This is a genomic window from Paenibacillus sp. (genome assembly GCF_035645195.1).
Classification (GTDB): Bacteria; Bacillota; Bacilli; order Paenibacillales; family YIM-B00363; genus Paenibacillus_AE.
Genome location: NZ_DASQNA010000002.1, coordinates 1 through 15037 on the forward strand (window position 1 = coordinate 1; position 15037 = coordinate 15037).

A 15037-nucleotide genomic window follows, 5' to 3' on the forward strand; every position below is an offset into this window, starting at 1 on the left:
CGCCAGCGTTCGTCCTGAGCCAGGATCAAACTCTCCAAAAAGGGTAGTTCGTCTATGCTCATTACAAGCTAGCTTTCTTACTTTGTCCGACGGACCGAAATCCGCCGAACGCGTATGCGCTCGTTGTTCAGTTTTCAAGGAACAAGCTGTCGGCTCTTGGCCGGAAGACTAATGTATCATCTTCGGGCCCCGTCGCGCAAGCGGTAATGTTTCCCTCCGCCTGTCGATTCGACAGTTTTCGACGCCGCCGTTCTCACGGCGACAAGCAATAATATATCACAGCCCATTTTACGAAGTCAACCGAAATTTTTCATGACCCGATGACTAACAATTTTAATCCGATCAAAGCCGCCAGTCCGGGGACGCCCAGCACGCCGACCGTCGCCACGGTCGCCGCGTTCATCGGCAAATGCAGGTGCGTATAAGGCTCGGCCAATCCGAGTGCATATAATAGAATGCCCCCCGTCACCACGTTCATCGCGGCGACCCGAAGCCATCCGAACCCGAACCGCCGGCGGACGGCGATGAGGGATAGCCCCGCCAGCGAGGCGACGAAGACAGCAAGCCAGAACGATTTTTCCATATCGCCTTACCCCTCCAACGTTCGTTTCGTTGCCGGCGCCGCACTCGGGCGGTAGCTCCTTCCCGAAAGCCGCATCGCTTTCGCCTGCTTCAGCAGCATGCCGTACCGTTTCTCCGCCGTTTCCAGCGCGAAGATCGCGTAATCGACCTCATCGTCCCCGAGCGCCTGATCCAGTCGATGCCGGGCGCACTCCCATTCCCGATGCGCCGTCCGAATATCCTGCAGCAGATGCTCCTGCTCTTCCAGCGACGCTCCCGCCGGCTTCGGCGCCTCCTCCTGCCGCTTCGTGCTCATGCGCAGCTTCGCAAGACCGCCCGTCCACGCTTTCCAGTTCATTCGCATTCCGCATCCTCCCAATCCTTAAGCTCCGGTTTCCGGCTCTGTAATAGATATGGGAGTTCCGACGCCAAATAGAACCATAACCTGTCCCAATCGCCCGACGATCACAAAAAAAGCCCGAGGCGGATCGCCCCGAGCTTATCGTTAACTCAATTCCCTGCGGCCTTCGAGCGCCTTCGACAGCGTCACCTCGTCCGCGTATTCCAAATCGCCGCCGACCGGCAAGCCGTGCGCGATGCGCGTTACCTTGATGGCGAACGGTTTGACGAGCCGGGATAAATACATCGCTGTAGCCTCGCCCTCGATGTTCGGGTTCGTAGCTAGAATCAGCTCCTGAACCTCGTCGTCGGCGAGCCGGCGAAGCAGCTCCGCGACGCGGATGTCGTCCGGGCCGATCCCCTCCATCGGCGAAATGGCGCCTTGGAGCACATGGTACAGCCCATGGTACTCCTTCGTCCGCTCCATCGCGACCAAATCGCGCGCTTCCTGCACGACGCAGATGACCGAGCGGTCGCGGTTTTTGTCCGAGCAGACGCGGCACGGATCCGTATCCGTAATATTGCAGCAGACCGAGCAATACAACAGATTCCGTTTGACGTTCACCAACGCTTTGGCGAAGTTGACGACATCCTCTTCTTTCATCCGCAGCACGTGGAACGCGAGGCGCGCTGCCGTTTTGGGACCGACGCCGGGCAGCCTGCTGAAAGAATCAATAAGTTTCGCTATCGGTTCCGGATAGAACAAAAAGAACGTCTCCTTAGAACAATCCCGGGATGTTCATGCCGCCCGTGAATTTGCCCATATCTTGATTCGCCAGCTCTTCCGCCTTCGTCAGCGCGTCGTTGACCGCCGTCAGCACGAGATCCTGCAGCATTTCGACGTCGTCCGGATCGACAGCCTCCGGCTTGATCGTGACGGATTGCACCGTTTTCTGCCCCGTCATGACGACCGTAACGACGCCGCCGCCCGCCGTGCCTTCGACCGTTTTCGTGGCGAGCTCTTCTTGCGCCTTCATCATTTGCTCCTGCATCTTCTTCACTTGCTTCAACATTTGGTTCATGTTGCCGCCGCCGCCCATGCCGCCGCGCATTCCGCCTCTCATCATCGTAACAGCACCTCGCATACGAATTTGGTTGTTTTGTAAAAAGGGTTCCTACTCTTTCACCACGACGAGCGATTCCCCGAATTGCTCGATCGCCTCGTTGATCCACTCTTCTTTGTACTGCTTGCGGCCGGCTTCCGGACCGCCGTCCGCATCGTCCGGCGTCAGCTCCAGCACCTCCGGCGGAGAAGCCGAGCCGACGGCCGTTTCCAGCGCGGACTGCCAGTCCTTGAGCATCAGCGTCGCGAGCCGATACGGCCGTCCGAACACTTCGGAGATGACGCTTTCGATCAGCTCCTTGTTGGCCGGCTTCTCGGTCGTCTCGCGATGGATCGAATTTTTGAACGCGACCAGCACGACATCTTCCGTCGCCGATACCGGCTCGCCGTTCTGCAGCCACGCGGACACCTGCACCCGCCGTTCCTTCACCCGCTGCATAACCGTGCCCCAGGCGCGAAGCACCTGCTGCGACGGCTCCGTTTCGCGCGCGGCGAGGAACGGCTGCATCGCGCTCATCGACATCGAGCGAGGCGCGGGCGCAGCCGGCTTCGGAGCCGGCGCGGGGGCGGGCGCGGCGCTAGACTCCGGCGCAGCCGCCGCCGGGCGCGACTCCAGCCGCTCGACGCGGACGACGAGGCGCCGCAGCTCGGACGCGAGGCCGCTCAGCTCGACGCTGCCCGCGGAAGCGTCGACCGCGGCGGGCGCCGATGCGGCCGCGGCCGGAGCCGCAGACGCCGGGGCGACGCACAGCTTGAGCAGCGCCACTTCGAGCATCGTCTGCGGCTGCGCCGCATACTTCATCTCGCCGAGGCTGGCGTTCACCGTCTCGATCATCTGGAACAATCGATCGTTCGCGAACTCCGCCGCTTGCGCCGACAGCCGCTCTCGCTCCGCCGGCGAGAGCCGATCCGCGACCGCCGCGGATCCGGGGACCAGCTTCACCAGCAGCAAGTCGCGAAGATGCGATAAGAAACCTTCGAGGCACTTATCGGCGCTCTTCCCTTCCCGCATGAGCCGGGCGACGAAATCGAGCACGAAGCCGATGTCCTGCTTCGCGATCGCTCCGGCCAGGGCGCCGTACTGCTCGCCCGCGATGCCGCCGGTCATGGTCAACACGCCGTCCGCCGTGACGCGATTGCCCGTGTAAGACGTCGCTTGGTCGAGCAGGCTGAGCGCGTCGCGCATCCCGCCGTCGGACAGACGGGCAATCAGCGCGAGCGCGTCCTCTTCCGCCTCGATCCCCTCCGCTTCGCAAATGCGGCGCATCCGGTCCGCCTGCTCGAGCGGCGTAATGCGGCGGAAATCGAACCGCTGGCACCGGGAATGAATCGTCGCCGGCACCTTATGCGGCTCGGTCGTCGCCAAAATAAACAGCACATGCTCCGGAGGCTCTTCCAACGTCTTCAGCAGCGCGTTGAACGCTTCCGTCGTAAGCATGTGAACCTCGTCGATGATGTACACCTTGTACCGCACTTCGGTAGGCGCGTATTTCACCTTATCCCGAATGTCGCGAATTTCTTCCACGCCCCGGTTCGAGGCCGCGTCGAACTCGCTAACGTCGATGCAAGCGCCCGACGTAATGCGCCGGCACGCGTCGCATTCGTTGCAAGGCTCCGCCGAAGGCCCGCTTTCGCAGTTGACCGCCTTCGCCAAAATTTTGGCCGTGCTCGTTTTCCCCGTCCCCCGCGGTCCGTTGAACAGATACGCGTGAGACAGCCGGCCTTCGCGGATCGAATTTTGGAGCGTTTGCGTAATATGCTGTTGTCCGATAACATCTGCGAACGTTTGCGACCGCCAAGCGCGGTACAACGCCATACGCGACATACGCTTCCCCTCTGCTCCTCATGATCCTTCTTATTATATCAGTTCGGACGCCAACGTAACAGCCGCGGCGTGGAGTGCGCCGCGGCTACGTTCGAATATACGGGACGGACACGACGAAAATGGTGCCGTATCCTTTGGACGACACCCGCAGCGTGCCGCCGATGTCGTGCACGATGCGCTGGCATACGGACAAGCCGAGTCCGGTTCCTTCCTCTTTCGTCGTGAAGAACGGATCGAAAATTTTGTCGATCAAAAACGCCGGAATGCCGGGACCGGTATCCTGCACATATACGTTCAACCGATGCTCCAGCCGGTCCGGCTTCTCCGTAATCGTCAACGTGCCGCCTTCCGCGGACATCGCCTCGATGCCGTTCTTGCACAGATTGATGAACACTTGCTTGAGCAGCTCCCGGTCCGCCATGATGAGCGGCAAATCGAGCGCCGATTGATATTCCACCGTAACGTTGTGCAAAATCGCCTCGTTGTTGATGATCGGCAAAATTTCGCGAATGACGGCCGACACGTCGATTTGCGTCAATGTCGTATGCTTCGGCTTGCTGAGAAGCAGAAATTCGCTCACCAGCTCGTTAATCCGATCGATCTCGCTCAGCATCAGCTCCGCATAGCCGTATTCCTTCTGCATCCCATGATCGTGAAGCGACCGTTTGAGCACTTGCAGAAAGCCTTTGATCGATGTCAGCGGATTGCGAATCTCGTGCGCAGTGCCCGCCGCGATTTGCCCGATCATCGCGAGCCGGTCGCTTCGCTGCACCTGCTGCTCTAGCGATCGTAAATTCGAGACATCCTTAAACAGCACGTACGCCCCTTCGACGCGTCCTTCGGCATCCTTCAGCAGGCTGGTATCCATAATCAGTTCGAACCGTTCGCGATCGTTCGTCCAAGATATCGCGTGATTTTTCACGGTCATTCCTTCGAGCAGCGTCCGATCCACCAGCCGATGCCCGGGCGGCACGTCGCCGAACACATCGTCGAGCGATTTGCCGAGCGCCTCCTCTCGGTGAACGCCCAACACCCGGCAAGCCGTGTCGCTGATTTCGACCAACTCGAAATTCGGGTTGAGCAGCAGCACGCCCATATTGACGTCCCGCATGAGCGCGACGGCGAACCGCTGCAGCAACGTCAGCCGCGCATCCCCGTTCAGCCGAACCAAGGACACTACGTAAGTCGCTCCTTCGGCGCCCTCGATGCGGAAGACGACGTACTCGTTCGGGGGAAGCGTCCGATGGCAGCCCGTCAGCTCGATCATCGGCGTATCCGCTTCGTTCTTCCTGCTGGCGCCGTCCACGATCTCCTCGAACGTCGAAGGACGACGCAAAAAGTCGGTTATCGGACGACGAATCATCTCTTCCGGCATTAGCCCGAGCATCGCGGCCAACTCCGACTGCACGTACGTCACGCGCCCTTGCTCGTCAAGAACAAGGAACAGCCCCTCGAAAATTGTGGTTAATTCGTCATCTCGGTTCGCAGAATGAATTTTCCATTGGTTCGCTTCCAGCACTCGGGCACCGCCTTCCTGCCGATTTCCAAGTTTTAGCACTAACTCTCTAGTAATATTTCGCCTTCCCGACAATAATTTCCTCCCGGCGCCACAAATCAATATAAAAATGCAAAAAACACCTTCATCCGCGCGCCTTCCGGCCGAGCGAACAAAGGTGTTCCATATTTCGAGATAAGAAGAGGCCAGGGACCCCCGCACATGAGACTTCCTACTTACGGCTGCTTCCTTCCGGACCTGACCGGGTTCGTAGGCACTCATCGCGAGGACCTGACCGAACTTTAGTATACTCCAAGCCCTGTCGAATAGCAAGGCGCCCCAGAACTTCCCTGTCGATACCGCTATTCGACGCGAATGTCGTAATCGTACCTCGGCACGTTCCCTTTCAGCAGGGCGTACGCGTCCGAACGAATCGCGGCGGCTTCCTCCGGCGACACGGTTTCGCCCAAGTGCAGCGTCACGGTCACGTGCGGTCCCGCCATCCAGATCGTAGCCTGCTTGTCGAGATCCATCTCGCGCAGCGCCTGGCGCATCAATTGACGGTCTTTGCTGTACGTATAATGCCCCGGATTCGTGCGCAGATTCGGATTCGAATTGCTGAGGCCCATGTAGCCGTCGTCCGCATACCGGTTGCCTTCCATCTGATGCGGCTGGCTCCCGCATCCGCCGGCGACGAGCGCCGATGCGGCGAGCAGAACGGCGGCCGCGGCCGATCGCAGTGCAAACTTGCCCATAACAAAGGCACCTCCTGCCGTTATCGTGCCCGGCGGAGGTGCCTGCGTATGCTTGGGAAAAATTAGATGCCGTACTTCTTCTTGAACTTGTCGACGCGGCCGCCGACGTCCGTGAACTTCTGCTTGCCCGTGAAGAACGGATGGCAAACGGAGCAAATTTCGACACGAAGGTTCGGTTTTACGGAACCGGTTTCGAACGAATTGCCGCATGCGCAAGTGACCGTCGTCACGTGATATTTCGGTTGAATTGCTGTTTTCACGTGGGTACCCCTCTTTCCGCCCTGAATCCTTGGCCGATTCAGAGTAAAATTACATAGCGACGTTTATTGTAGCACGGGCGATTCGCGAATGCAAGCAGGAATATACTGCCGGCAGGAGGCGAGCAGCCCTAAGCCTTCTGCGGCACGTGCGTGTAAGAACCGATGCGCACGTCCGGAAGCTCGGCCTCCAATATTTCGATCGCCTGCTTCATGCCGAGCAGCTCGCCCTTCGCTTTCGGGATGATCGCCAAATAGCTTTCCGGGTCGATGTTCAGGTTGCGCAGCTGAATGAGCTTCAGCTTCGTCCGCCGCGCGAACTCGATCATCGCCTCGAGCTCTTCTTCCCGATCGGTCACCCCGGGGAAGATCAAATAGTTGATCGACGTATACACGCCCTTGCTCTCCGCGTAGACGAGCGACTTTTCGACGTTCGCGAGCGTATACCCGCGCGGCTTGTAGTAGGCGTTATAATGATCGTCCAACGCGCTGATCGTACTGACGCGCATCAGATCGAGCCCCGCATCGACGATGCCGCGAATATGATCGGTGAGCCCCGCGTTCGTATTGATATTGATGTAGCCGAGACTCGTCTGGGCTCGAACGCGGCGAATCGCTTCGATGATCGTCGGCGCCTGCGTGGACGGCTCGCCCTCGCAGCCTTGCCCGAACGAGATGATGCTCTCCGGCGTCCGCAAGTGCTCCAGCATGATCTGCACGACTTCGTCGACGGTCGGCTTGAACTTCAGCCGCGTCTGCGGCGCCGGGAACCCGCTTTCGTCCGGCTGCTCGGAGATGCACCCGAAGCAGCCCGCATTGCAGGAGAACGATACAGGAACCGCTCCTTCCCAACGTTGCAGGAACGTGTTGGACGCCGTCAAACATTCGTAGCCGAGCGCGCAGTTCGACAAATGCTGATACAGCCGATTTTCCGGGTACGCTTCGGTCAGCCGCTTCACGCCCGCTTCGAGCTCGTCCGTGTCGCAGTTCCGCGGATTCCACTTCTCCGGATCGTCCGACTGCCGCGCGGCCACGTAGAAGCCCCCGTCCTTCCAGACGACGGCCGTATAGCCGAACAGCGGCAGCGGCTCCGCGCCGGGACGCTTGACGTAGCCCGGCAGCAACAGCCGCGTAAATCCTTGCGGCAGCAGCGCGCCGACGGCGTACACGTCATCCTCGTCGACGCGGATCATCTCGCTCGTCTCCGCATGCAAGGCTACCGGACGCGTCCCCGGAAGCGAGACGAGCGTCGCGCCTTCCGGCAGCGGAATGAGCTCATCCTCCATCACCTCGGTAATGACGTCGCCGCCGCGCCCCAGCGCCAAATATTCGGGATGATCATAGACGTTGCCCGACGCGTCCGCGTAGACCAAATGCATGGCTATCTCCACCCTTATTGCGTTCTCGTCGACGGCGAACCGACGGCGGTGCGCGGCTTGCGTTCGCCGCTTGCGCGAGCGCCCGACGCGCCGGACGCGCCTGCGGCAGCCCCGGCCGCCGAACCGCCCGAGCTTGCCGCGCCGCTCGCGGAGCCGCCGGCTCCCCGTTTCGTTTCGATCGTTTTGAGGAATTCTTCGTTCGTTTTCGTTTCCGCCAATTTCTTGATCAACGCTTCCGTATACTCATGCGAATCCTGCAGCGACTTGCGGATCGCCCACACTTTGTCGAGCTCTTCCTTCGTCAGCAGCACTTCCTCGCGGCGCGTGCCGGAGCGGCGAATGTCGATCGCCGGGAATATGCGGCGCTCCGCCAGCTTGCGGTCCAGATGGAGCTCCATGTTGCCCGTACCTTTAAATTCTTCATAAATGACGTCGTCCATACGCGAGCCGGTTTCGACGAGCGCCGTCGCCAAAATCGTCAGGCTGCCGCCTTCCTCGACGTTGCGCGCGGCGCCGAAAAACCGCTTCGGCCGATGAAACGCCGCCGGATCGACGCCGCCGGACAGCGTGCGCCCGGATGGCGGAATGACCAAGTTGTACGCCCTCGCCAGACGCGTGATGCTGTCCAGCAAAATGACGACGTCCTTCTTATGCTCGACGAGCCGCAGCGCGCGTTCAAGCACGAGCTCCGCCACTTTGATATGGTTCTCCGGCACTTCGTCGAACGTCGACGAGACCACCTCGGCATCCACGGAACGCTGCATGTCGGTCACTTCTTCAGGACGTTCGTCGATGAGGAGAATGAACAGTTTGATGTCCGGGTAATTTTTCGAAATGCTGTTGGCGATTTTTTTCAGAAGCAGCGTTTTTCCGGCTTTCGGCGGAGCGACGATGAGGCCCCGTTGTCCCAGGCCGACCGGCGTAAATAGATCCATAAGACGCGTGGATATTTCGTCGGGGGCGGTTTCGAGCACGATCTTCTCCTGCGGATACAGAGGGGTAAGCGCGGGGAAATGCAGCCGTTCGGACGCCGTCTCGGGATCTTCTCCGTTGACCGCCGTCACGTGCAGCAAACCGAAGTACCGTTCGCTCTCTTTCGGGGGCCGGCATTTGCCGGAAACCAAGTCGCCCGACCGCAAATCGAACTTGCGAATTTGGGAGGCCGAGATATAAATGTCTTCCGAGCTGGGCAAATAATTGATTGGACGCAAGAATCCGAAGCCTTCCGGCAAAATCTCCAGCACGCCCTGCATGAACATGAGACCGGACTTTTCCGCTTGGGCCCGCAATATGGCGAACACCAATTCTTTCTTCTTCATCTGGCCGTAATACGGGATCTGGAACGACTTCGCCAGCTTGTACAGATCCGTCAGCTTCATCGCTTCCAAATCGGCCAAAGTGAGTTCCGTACTCAAACAACCACCACATTTCTTAGTAAGTTAAATAACCTCGTAAGGCGAACTTCGGATGACTTGCCGCGTGACGATGCGGAGCGGCGGCGCGAGGTCAGGTTCGTTGCGCGAAGCCCCCTCCTTGCTTCTAATCTTCTAATCCTACCAACTAGTTATCGACGGAATCGAGAGGTTCTATTCGCGCTCCAGCCACACTTCCGCGCCGAGCCGCTTCAGGTTGTCCGTCAGCATGTCGTATCCGCGGCGAATGTAATCGTAACCGGTAATTTCCGTTACGCCTCCGTTCGGCACCATCATGCCGGCGACGAACAGCGCGGCCCCGGCCCGCAGATCGGTCGCACGCACCTTCGCGCCGTTCAGCACGCTCCGTTGGATGATCGCGGAACGGCCTTCGACCCGAATGTTCGCGCCCATGCGCTGCAGCTCCGGCACATGCTTGAATCGGCTAGAGTATACGTAATCGGTCAAAATGCTGACGCCGTTCGCCCGCGTGAGCAAACTCGTCATCGGCGATTGCAAATCGGTGGCGAACCCTGGATAAACGAGCGCTTTGACATCGACATGCTCGTATTCGGGCTTGCCGACGACGCGAATCGCTTCGTCCATCTCGTAGACGTGCGCGCCCATCTCTTGCAGCTTCGCGGTGAGCGCCTCCATATGTTTCGGAATGACGTTGTCTACGAGCACGTCTCCCGCCGTCGCCGCGGCGGCGATCATATACGTTCCGGCTTGGATCCGGTCCGGGATGATCGAGTGGCGGCAGCCGCTCAGTTCTTTGACGCCCTCGATGCGGATCGTTTCCGTTCCTGCGCCCTTGATGCGGGCGCCCATCGAGCTGAGCAGCGTCGCGACATCTATGATTTCAGGCTCTTTGGCCGCGTTTTCGATCAATGTTACGCCATTCGCCCGCGAGGCGGCGAGCATGATGTTAATCGTCGCGCCGACGCTGGCGACATCCAAATAAATTTTCGCTCCACGCAGCCCGTTCGAACGAATATGGACGGAGCCGTGTTCGTTCGCTACGGTCGCTCCGAGCGCTTCGAAACCTTTAATATGTTGATCGATCGGGCGAGGCTCGAAATTGCAGCCGCCCGGCATGCCGATGAGCGCTTCGCCGAAACGTCCGAGCAGCGCGCCCATTAAATAGTAAGAAGCCCGCAGCTTTTTTACGTTGCCGTTCGGCAGCGGTTTGGAACGGAGGTCGGTCGGGTCGATCGTCATCTGTCCGTCCCGGTATTCCACCTTCGCGCCGAGTTCTTCCAGCAGCTCCGCATAAATCATCACGTCGCTGATGTCGGGCAAGTTATCAAGAACGACCGTCGTCTCTGCCAGCAGCGCGGCCGGGATGAGCGCGACGGCGCTGTTTTTGGCGCCGCTAATCGTAACCGTTCCGCACAGCGGACGGCCGCCGGCGATCATGAGCTTTTCCGTCATTCGTACCTGTTCCCCCTGCTCGCTTCTGAACATCATCCGTTTCTCCCAGGCCGTACCGCGGGTGTTGCGATCTGATCTTAAAAAAAGAGACAGGGAAACCACTCGGCGCTCCAAAGTCGTCGAATGAATTTCCCCGCTTTTCCCGCCTGACGCTCGCGTTTACGCCTGGTTGCTGCTGCCGAACAACCGGATTTTCGAACGGACGACCTCGACCATCGCGTTTTTCGCAGGGGTGAGGTATTTCCGCGGATCGTACACGTTGGCGTCTTTGTTCAATACTTCGCGAATCGCGTCGGTGCATGCGACTTGGTTTTCCGTATTGACGTTGATCTTGCCTACGCCCGCCGAGATGGAGAGGCGGATCGCTTCGTCCGGCACGCCCGAACCGCCGTGAAGCACGATCGGAACCGGAATCGCCTTAGCGACTTCCTCGATGATATCGTAACGGATTTTCACTTCGCCTTTGTACATGCCGTGCGCCGTGCCGACCGCGATCGCGACGCAGTCTACGCCCGTTTCTTCCCAGAAACGAATCGCTTCTTCCGGCTTCGCCAATGCGGCATCGGCCTCGTCGACGCTGATGTCGTCTTCCACGCCGCCGATCGTGCCGAGCTCGCCCTCGACGGATACGCCCATCGCGTGCGCCGCTTTCACGACTTCCTTCGTGAGGCGAATGTTCTCTTCGAACGAGTGGTGAGAACCGTCGAACATAACGGAAGAGAAGCCCGCGCGAATACATTTCATCGCGACTTCGAACGTGCTTCCGTGGTCGAGATGGAGCGCGATCGGAAGACCCGATTGCTTCGCGGCGGCTTCCGCGATCGCGACCGTATATTCGATGCCCATGTATTTCAACGCGCCTTCGCTAACGCCGAAAATAAACGGGGATTTTTCCGCCATAGCGGCTTCCGTGATGGCTTTCGCAAACTCCAAGTTGTTCATGTTGAACTGGCCGACCGCGAATTTATTCGCTTTCGCCTTCGGCAAAAATTCGTTCATCGAAACAAGCGGCACAAGTATAACCTCCCTGATTTCTCCTATTCGAGGCCGTGTCCATCACACACGACTTGTCCGCCGGACGCGACCCGAAGCAAATTATAACATAACCGCGTCCGAAATGGTATGCCGCCCGGATGCTACCGGCCTTACCTCCAAATGGAGTACGAGGAATCTCCGCGAAGCTCGGCGTTCACCGCCGTGCGCAGTTCGTCGATATCGAACGGCTTCGTGAAATGCATCAGCGCGCCCGACTCCGTCGCTTCTTTGATCATGTCGAGCTCGCCGTAAGCGGTCATCATGATCACTTTAATGCTGGCATCGATTTTCTTGATGTGCTTCAAGATCTCCAACCCGTCCATCCCCGGAATTTTCATGTCCAGCAGAACGAGATCCGGCTTGTGCTCTCTGACGATTTCGAGCGCCAGCTTTCCGTTGGAGGCTTGGAACGTCCGATATCCTTCGCTGCTGAACACTTCGGTGAGCAGCACGCGGATACCGTTCTGGTCGTCCACGATGAGTACGGTATGCTTGTCCAAACTGAAGTCCTCCTTCCGTCAAGTGAACCTTATACAAAGGGTCGACACCCCTGCCTTGATATCCATACTATTTCGCGGCAACGAAGCGTTTTCCTGCTAAATATCTCAAAAAAATGGTTTCTTTTGCAAAGAAATCAGGGTTATACAAAAAGGCCGCCCTCAAGCGACATGAAGCGCCATCAAGCGACCTTTTTTTCGACAATTTTTCGATGTGATTCCGTTATTGTTGAAGCCGGAGCGCCGCGCTGACGAACTCGCGGAACAGCGGCTGCGGCCGGTTCGGACGGGACGTGAATTCCGGATGGAACTGCACGGCGAGGAACCACGGATGATCCGGCAGCTCGACGATTTCGACGAGGCGTCCGTCCGGCGACGTGCCGGTGAAGCGCAGGCCCGCCGCTTCCATGCGGTCCCGGTATGCGTTGTTGAACTCGTACCGATGACGATGGCGCTCGTAGACGAGCTCGTCGTTGTAGCAGCGGTACGCGAGCGATTGCTCGTCCAGCTTGCACGGGTACAAACCGAGGCGCATCGTGCCGCCCAAGTTTTCGATGTCCTTCTGCTCCGGCAGCAAATCGATGACCGCGTACGGCGTCGCCGGGTGAATCTCCGACGAGTTGGCGCCGCGCAGGCCGAGGACGTTGCGGGCGTACTCGATGACGGCCACCTGCATGCCGAGGCAAATGCCGAAGAACGGAATGCGCTGCTCCCGCGCGTAGCGGATCGCCGCGATTTTGCCTTCGATGCCCCGATCGCCGAAGCCGCCCGGCACGAGCACGCCGTGAACGCCGGCGAGCAGCTCGTGCACGTTATGGTCGTACACTTCTTCCGCGTTGACCCAACGGATGTTGACTTCGGTATTGTTGTCGATGCCGGCGTGGCCGAGCGCTTCGACGATGGACAAATACGCGTCATGCAGCGCGACGTATTTGCCTACGATGGCGATCTCCGTCCGCTGCGACAGCGATTTAACGCGGCGCACGAGATCCTGCCATTCGGTCATGTCCGCGGACGGCACGTCGAGTCCGAAATGGCGCACGACGATGTCGTCGAGCCGCTGCGCCTGCAGCATAAGCGGAACTTCGTACAGCGTCTCGGCGTCGAGGCATTCGACGACCGCGTCGGAGTCGACGTCGCAGAACTGGGCGATCTTCCGCTTCATGTCGTCGGAGAGCGGATGCTCGGTCCGGCAGACGATGATTTGCGGCTGGATGCCGATGCTGCGGAGCTCCTTGACGCTGTGCTGCGTCGGCTTCGTCTTCACCTCGCCGGCCGCTTTCAGGAACGGGATCAGCGTAACATGAATGTACATGACGTTCGAGCGGCCGATGTCGTTCTTCATCTGACGGATCGCTTCGAGGAACGGCAAGCTCTCGATATCGCCGACCGTGCCGCCGATTTCCGTGATGACGACGTCCGGCTGCGTCTCGCGGCCCGCGCGCAGGATGCGCTCCTTGATTTCGTTCGTGATGTGCGGGATGACCTGCACGGTGCCGCCCAAATATTCGCCGCGGCGCTCTTTCGTAATGACGGAGGAATAAATTTTGCCCGTCGTGACGTTGCTGTTTTTGCTCAGGTTGATGTCGATGAAGCGCTCGTAGTGGCCGAGGTCGAGGTCCGTCTCGGCCCCGTCGTCCGTTACGAACACTTCGCCGTGCTGGTACGGGCTCATCGTGCCCGGGTCGACGTTAATGTACGGGTCGAATTTTTGAATCGTGACTTTCAGTCCCCGGTTTTTCAACAATCTGCCGAGCGACGCCGCCGTGATCCCCTTGCCGAGCGAAGACACGACACCTCCGGTTACGAAAATATACTTCGTCATAACGCTGACTCCTCCTAAGACGCAAGCCTCTTCGCGAGGCGATTTTTACGGTAAAAATAAGAAAAAGTGACACCCGTACGAACGGGGCACTTTATCGTATCTTCGATATATCCGGCTGTAGCCCAAAAGATAGTGTACATTGCCGGAGATAGCCTGTCAATACAGGCGGCGATCAAGCAAAGGGGGGAGAATCCCCCCCGTTTATTTGTCGTCGTCGTCTTCGAAATCGTCGAAATCATCCGCTTCCTCGTCTTCGACGTCCGCCTCTTCTTCCTCGTCCAGCTCGGCTTCTTCGTCGTCGACGACCGCTTCTTCGTCTTCCAACTCTTCGACTTCTTCTTCTTCGTCCTCGAGGAACTCGTCGCGATCCGCGTCTAAGACGTCGAAATCTTCGCCGTCTTCTGCCGCGTCGTAGCTTTCTTCCTCTTCCTCCGCGTACAGATCGTCGTCGTCGTCATCGTCGTCGTTGATGATGCGCGGACGCTTGGCGCCGCCGGCCACCGCTTCGTCGCCTTTTTCGACCGGGTACCAGCGCTTGAGGCCCCACAGATTTTGACCGACGCACGCGAACCGGCCGTCGATGTTGATCTCCGTGTACACCTGGGCGATGACGTCCTGCGCTTCCTCGTCGGTCAGCCCTTTGACCTGCGCGATTTCTTTCATTAAATCCCGGTAATAAAACGGCGTATTGGCCGCCTTCAAAATTTCAAACGCCACGTCGACCATCGGAAGCTCCTTCAATTGGTCGGGCGTAAACTTAAGCTTGTACTCGCTCACGGTATGCAAAACCCCCAGTCCCTTCGCAGCCCTTCTCGTCCGCGCAAGAGAATATGTATAATGCTACCCTTTCCATTTTCACATCTTAGTAAAACCTATTTTCTAGAAAAAAGCAACTGTCCGCCCGGGAAGCCGGCGGAGGCGAAGAGGCGCCCCCCTTCGCCGCGACTGTATCCGCTCGACCCCTTCTTATTGTATGAAATTCGTTCCGGTCTGCAACGTATTCCCGCCCATTTCCGAAAAAAACGGCGAACGCTCATCCCAGCCGGCGACCCGTTTCATACAATGTCACATTCCCTGGTTTGCAACTGCGGAATCGTACA

At 58.8% G+C, this 15037-nt stretch carries 15 protein-coding genes and 1 other RNA gene; all 16 read right to left on the reverse strand.

What is annotated here, in order from left to right; translation table 11 throughout:
• Positions 1-310: 310 nt before the first annotated feature.
• A complete protein-coding gene (locus VE009_RS00010; RefSeq protein WP_325005327.1) occupies positions 311-583 on the reverse strand; it encodes a pro-sigmaK processing inhibitor BofA family protein in 273 nt (90 codons plus the stop codon).
• A gap of 6 nt (positions 584-589) precedes the next feature.
• A complete protein-coding gene (locus VE009_RS00015; RefSeq protein WP_325005328.1) occupies positions 590-925 on the reverse strand; it encodes a DUF2508 family protein in 336 nt (111 codons plus the stop codon).
• 141 nt (positions 926-1066) lie between these two features.
• Positions 1067-1666, reverse strand: coding sequence for a recombination mediator RecR (gene recR / locus VE009_RS00020; protein ID WP_325005329.1), 600 nt, complete (start codon positions 1664-1666; stop codon positions 1067-1069).
• A 13-nt stretch (positions 1667-1679) separates the two neighbouring features.
• Positions 1680-2000: a YbaB/EbfC family nucleoid-associated protein gene (locus tag VE009_RS00025; RefSeq protein WP_325005385.1), complete on the reverse strand. Its 321-nt coding sequence runs from the start codon at positions 1998-2000 to the stop codon at positions 1680-1682.
• A 75-nt stretch (positions 2001-2075) separates the two neighbouring features.
• Entirely contained in the window at positions 2076-3848 is a 1773-nt protein-coding gene (gene dnaX, locus VE009_RS00030; protein ID WP_325005330.1) for a DNA polymerase III subunit gamma/tau, read from the reverse strand.
• A gap of 85 nt (positions 3849-3933) precedes the next feature.
• Entirely contained in the window at positions 3934-5367 is a 1434-nt protein-coding gene (locus tag VE009_RS00035) for an ATP-binding protein (RefSeq protein WP_325005331.1), read from the reverse strand.
• 176 nt (positions 5368-5543) lie between these two features.
• An RNA gene (gene ffs, locus VE009_RS00040) (signal recognition particle sRNA small type) lies at positions 5544-5641 on the reverse strand.
• A gap of 64 nt (positions 5642-5705) precedes the next feature.
• Positions 5706-6098: a hypothetical protein gene (locus VE009_RS00045; RefSeq protein WP_325005332.1), complete on the reverse strand. Its 393-nt coding sequence runs from the start codon at positions 6096-6098 to the stop codon at positions 5706-5708.
• A gap of 62 nt (positions 6099-6160) precedes the next feature.
• Positions 6161-6358 carry a 50S ribosomal protein L31 gene (gene rpmE, locus VE009_RS00050; RefSeq protein WP_325005333.1) on the reverse strand — a complete coding sequence of 66 codons (198 nt, stop codon included), beginning with the start codon at positions 6356-6358 and terminating at the stop codon, positions 6161-6163.
• A 128-nt stretch (positions 6359-6486) separates the two neighbouring features.
• The gene (locus tag VE009_RS00055) at positions 6487-7734 is read right to left on the reverse strand and encodes a radical SAM protein (protein WP_325005334.1); all 1248 of its coding nucleotides are present in this window, start codon (positions 7732-7734) and stop codon (positions 6487-6489) included.
• A gap of 14 nt (positions 7735-7748) precedes the next feature.
• Entirely contained in the window at positions 7749-9113 is a 1365-nt protein-coding gene (gene rho, locus VE009_RS00060) for a transcription termination factor Rho (protein WP_414694745.1), read from the reverse strand.
• 207 nt (positions 9114-9320) lie between these two features.
• A complete protein-coding gene (locus tag VE009_RS00065) occupies positions 9321-10580 on the reverse strand; it encodes a UDP-N-acetylglucosamine 1-carboxyvinyltransferase (RefSeq protein ID WP_325005336.1) in 1260 nt (419 codons plus the stop codon).
• 159 nt (positions 10581-10739) lie between these two features.
• On the reverse strand, positions 10740-11594 hold the full coding sequence (gene fba / locus VE009_RS00070) for a class II fructose-1,6-bisphosphate aldolase (RefSeq protein ID WP_325005337.1): 855 nt from the start codon (positions 11592-11594) through the stop codon (positions 10740-10742).
• Between the two features lie 131 nt (positions 11595-11725).
• Positions 11726-12115, reverse strand: coding sequence for a response regulator (locus tag VE009_RS00075; RefSeq protein WP_325005338.1), 390 nt, complete (start codon positions 12113-12115; stop codon positions 11726-11728).
• Between the two features lie 220 nt (positions 12116-12335).
• Positions 12336-13937, reverse strand: coding sequence for a CTP synthase (locus VE009_RS00080; protein ID WP_325005339.1), 1602 nt, complete (start codon positions 13935-13937; stop codon positions 12336-12338).
• Positions 13938-14138: 201 nt separating this feature from the next.
• Positions 14139-14663, reverse strand: coding sequence for a DNA-directed RNA polymerase subunit delta (gene rpoE / locus VE009_RS00085; RefSeq protein WP_325005386.1), 525 nt, complete (start codon positions 14661-14663; stop codon positions 14139-14141).
• Positions 14664-15037 lie beyond the last annotated feature (374 nt).

Bases quoted from the DNA above. Each gene is read 5' to 3' on its own strand.
- VE009_RS00010 (WP_325005327.1), bottom strand. From the start codon at position 583: ATGGAAAAATCGTTCTGGCTTGCTGTCTTCGTCGCCTCGCTGGCGGGG.
- VE009_RS00015 (WP_325005328.1), bottom strand. From the start codon at position 925: ATGCGAATGAACTGGAAAGCGTGGACGGGCGGTCTTGCGAAGCTGCGC.
- VE009_RS00025 (WP_325005385.1), bottom strand. From the start codon at position 2,000: ATGGGCGGCGGCGGCAACATGAACCAAATGTTGAAGCAAGTGAAGAAG.
- dnaX (WP_325005330.1), bottom strand. From the start codon at position 3,848: ATGTCGCGTATGGCGTTGTACCGCGCTTGGCGGTCGCAAACGTTCGCA.
- VE009_RS00045 (WP_325005332.1), bottom strand. From the start codon at position 6,098: ATGGGCAAGTTTGCACTGCGATCGGCCGCGGCCGCCGTTCTGCTCGCC.
- VE009_RS00055 (WP_325005334.1), bottom strand. From the start codon at position 7,734: ATGCATTTGGTCTACGCGGACGCGTCGGGCAACGTCTATGATCATCCC.
- rho (WP_414694745.1), bottom strand. From the start codon at position 9,113: ATGAAGCTGACGGATCTGTACAAGCTGGCGAAGTCGTTCCAGATCCCG.
- VE009_RS00065 (WP_325005336.1), bottom strand. From the start codon at position 10,580: ATGACGGAAAAGCTCATGATCGCCGGCGGCCGTCCGCTGTGCGGAACG.
- VE009_RS00080 (WP_325005339.1), bottom strand. From the start codon at position 13,937: ATGACGAAGTATATTTTCGTAACCGGAGGTGTCGTGTCTTCGCTCGGC.
- rpoE (WP_325005386.1), bottom strand. From the start codon at position 14,663: ATGGTCGACGTGGCGTTTGAAATTTTGAAGGCGGCCAATACGCCGTTT.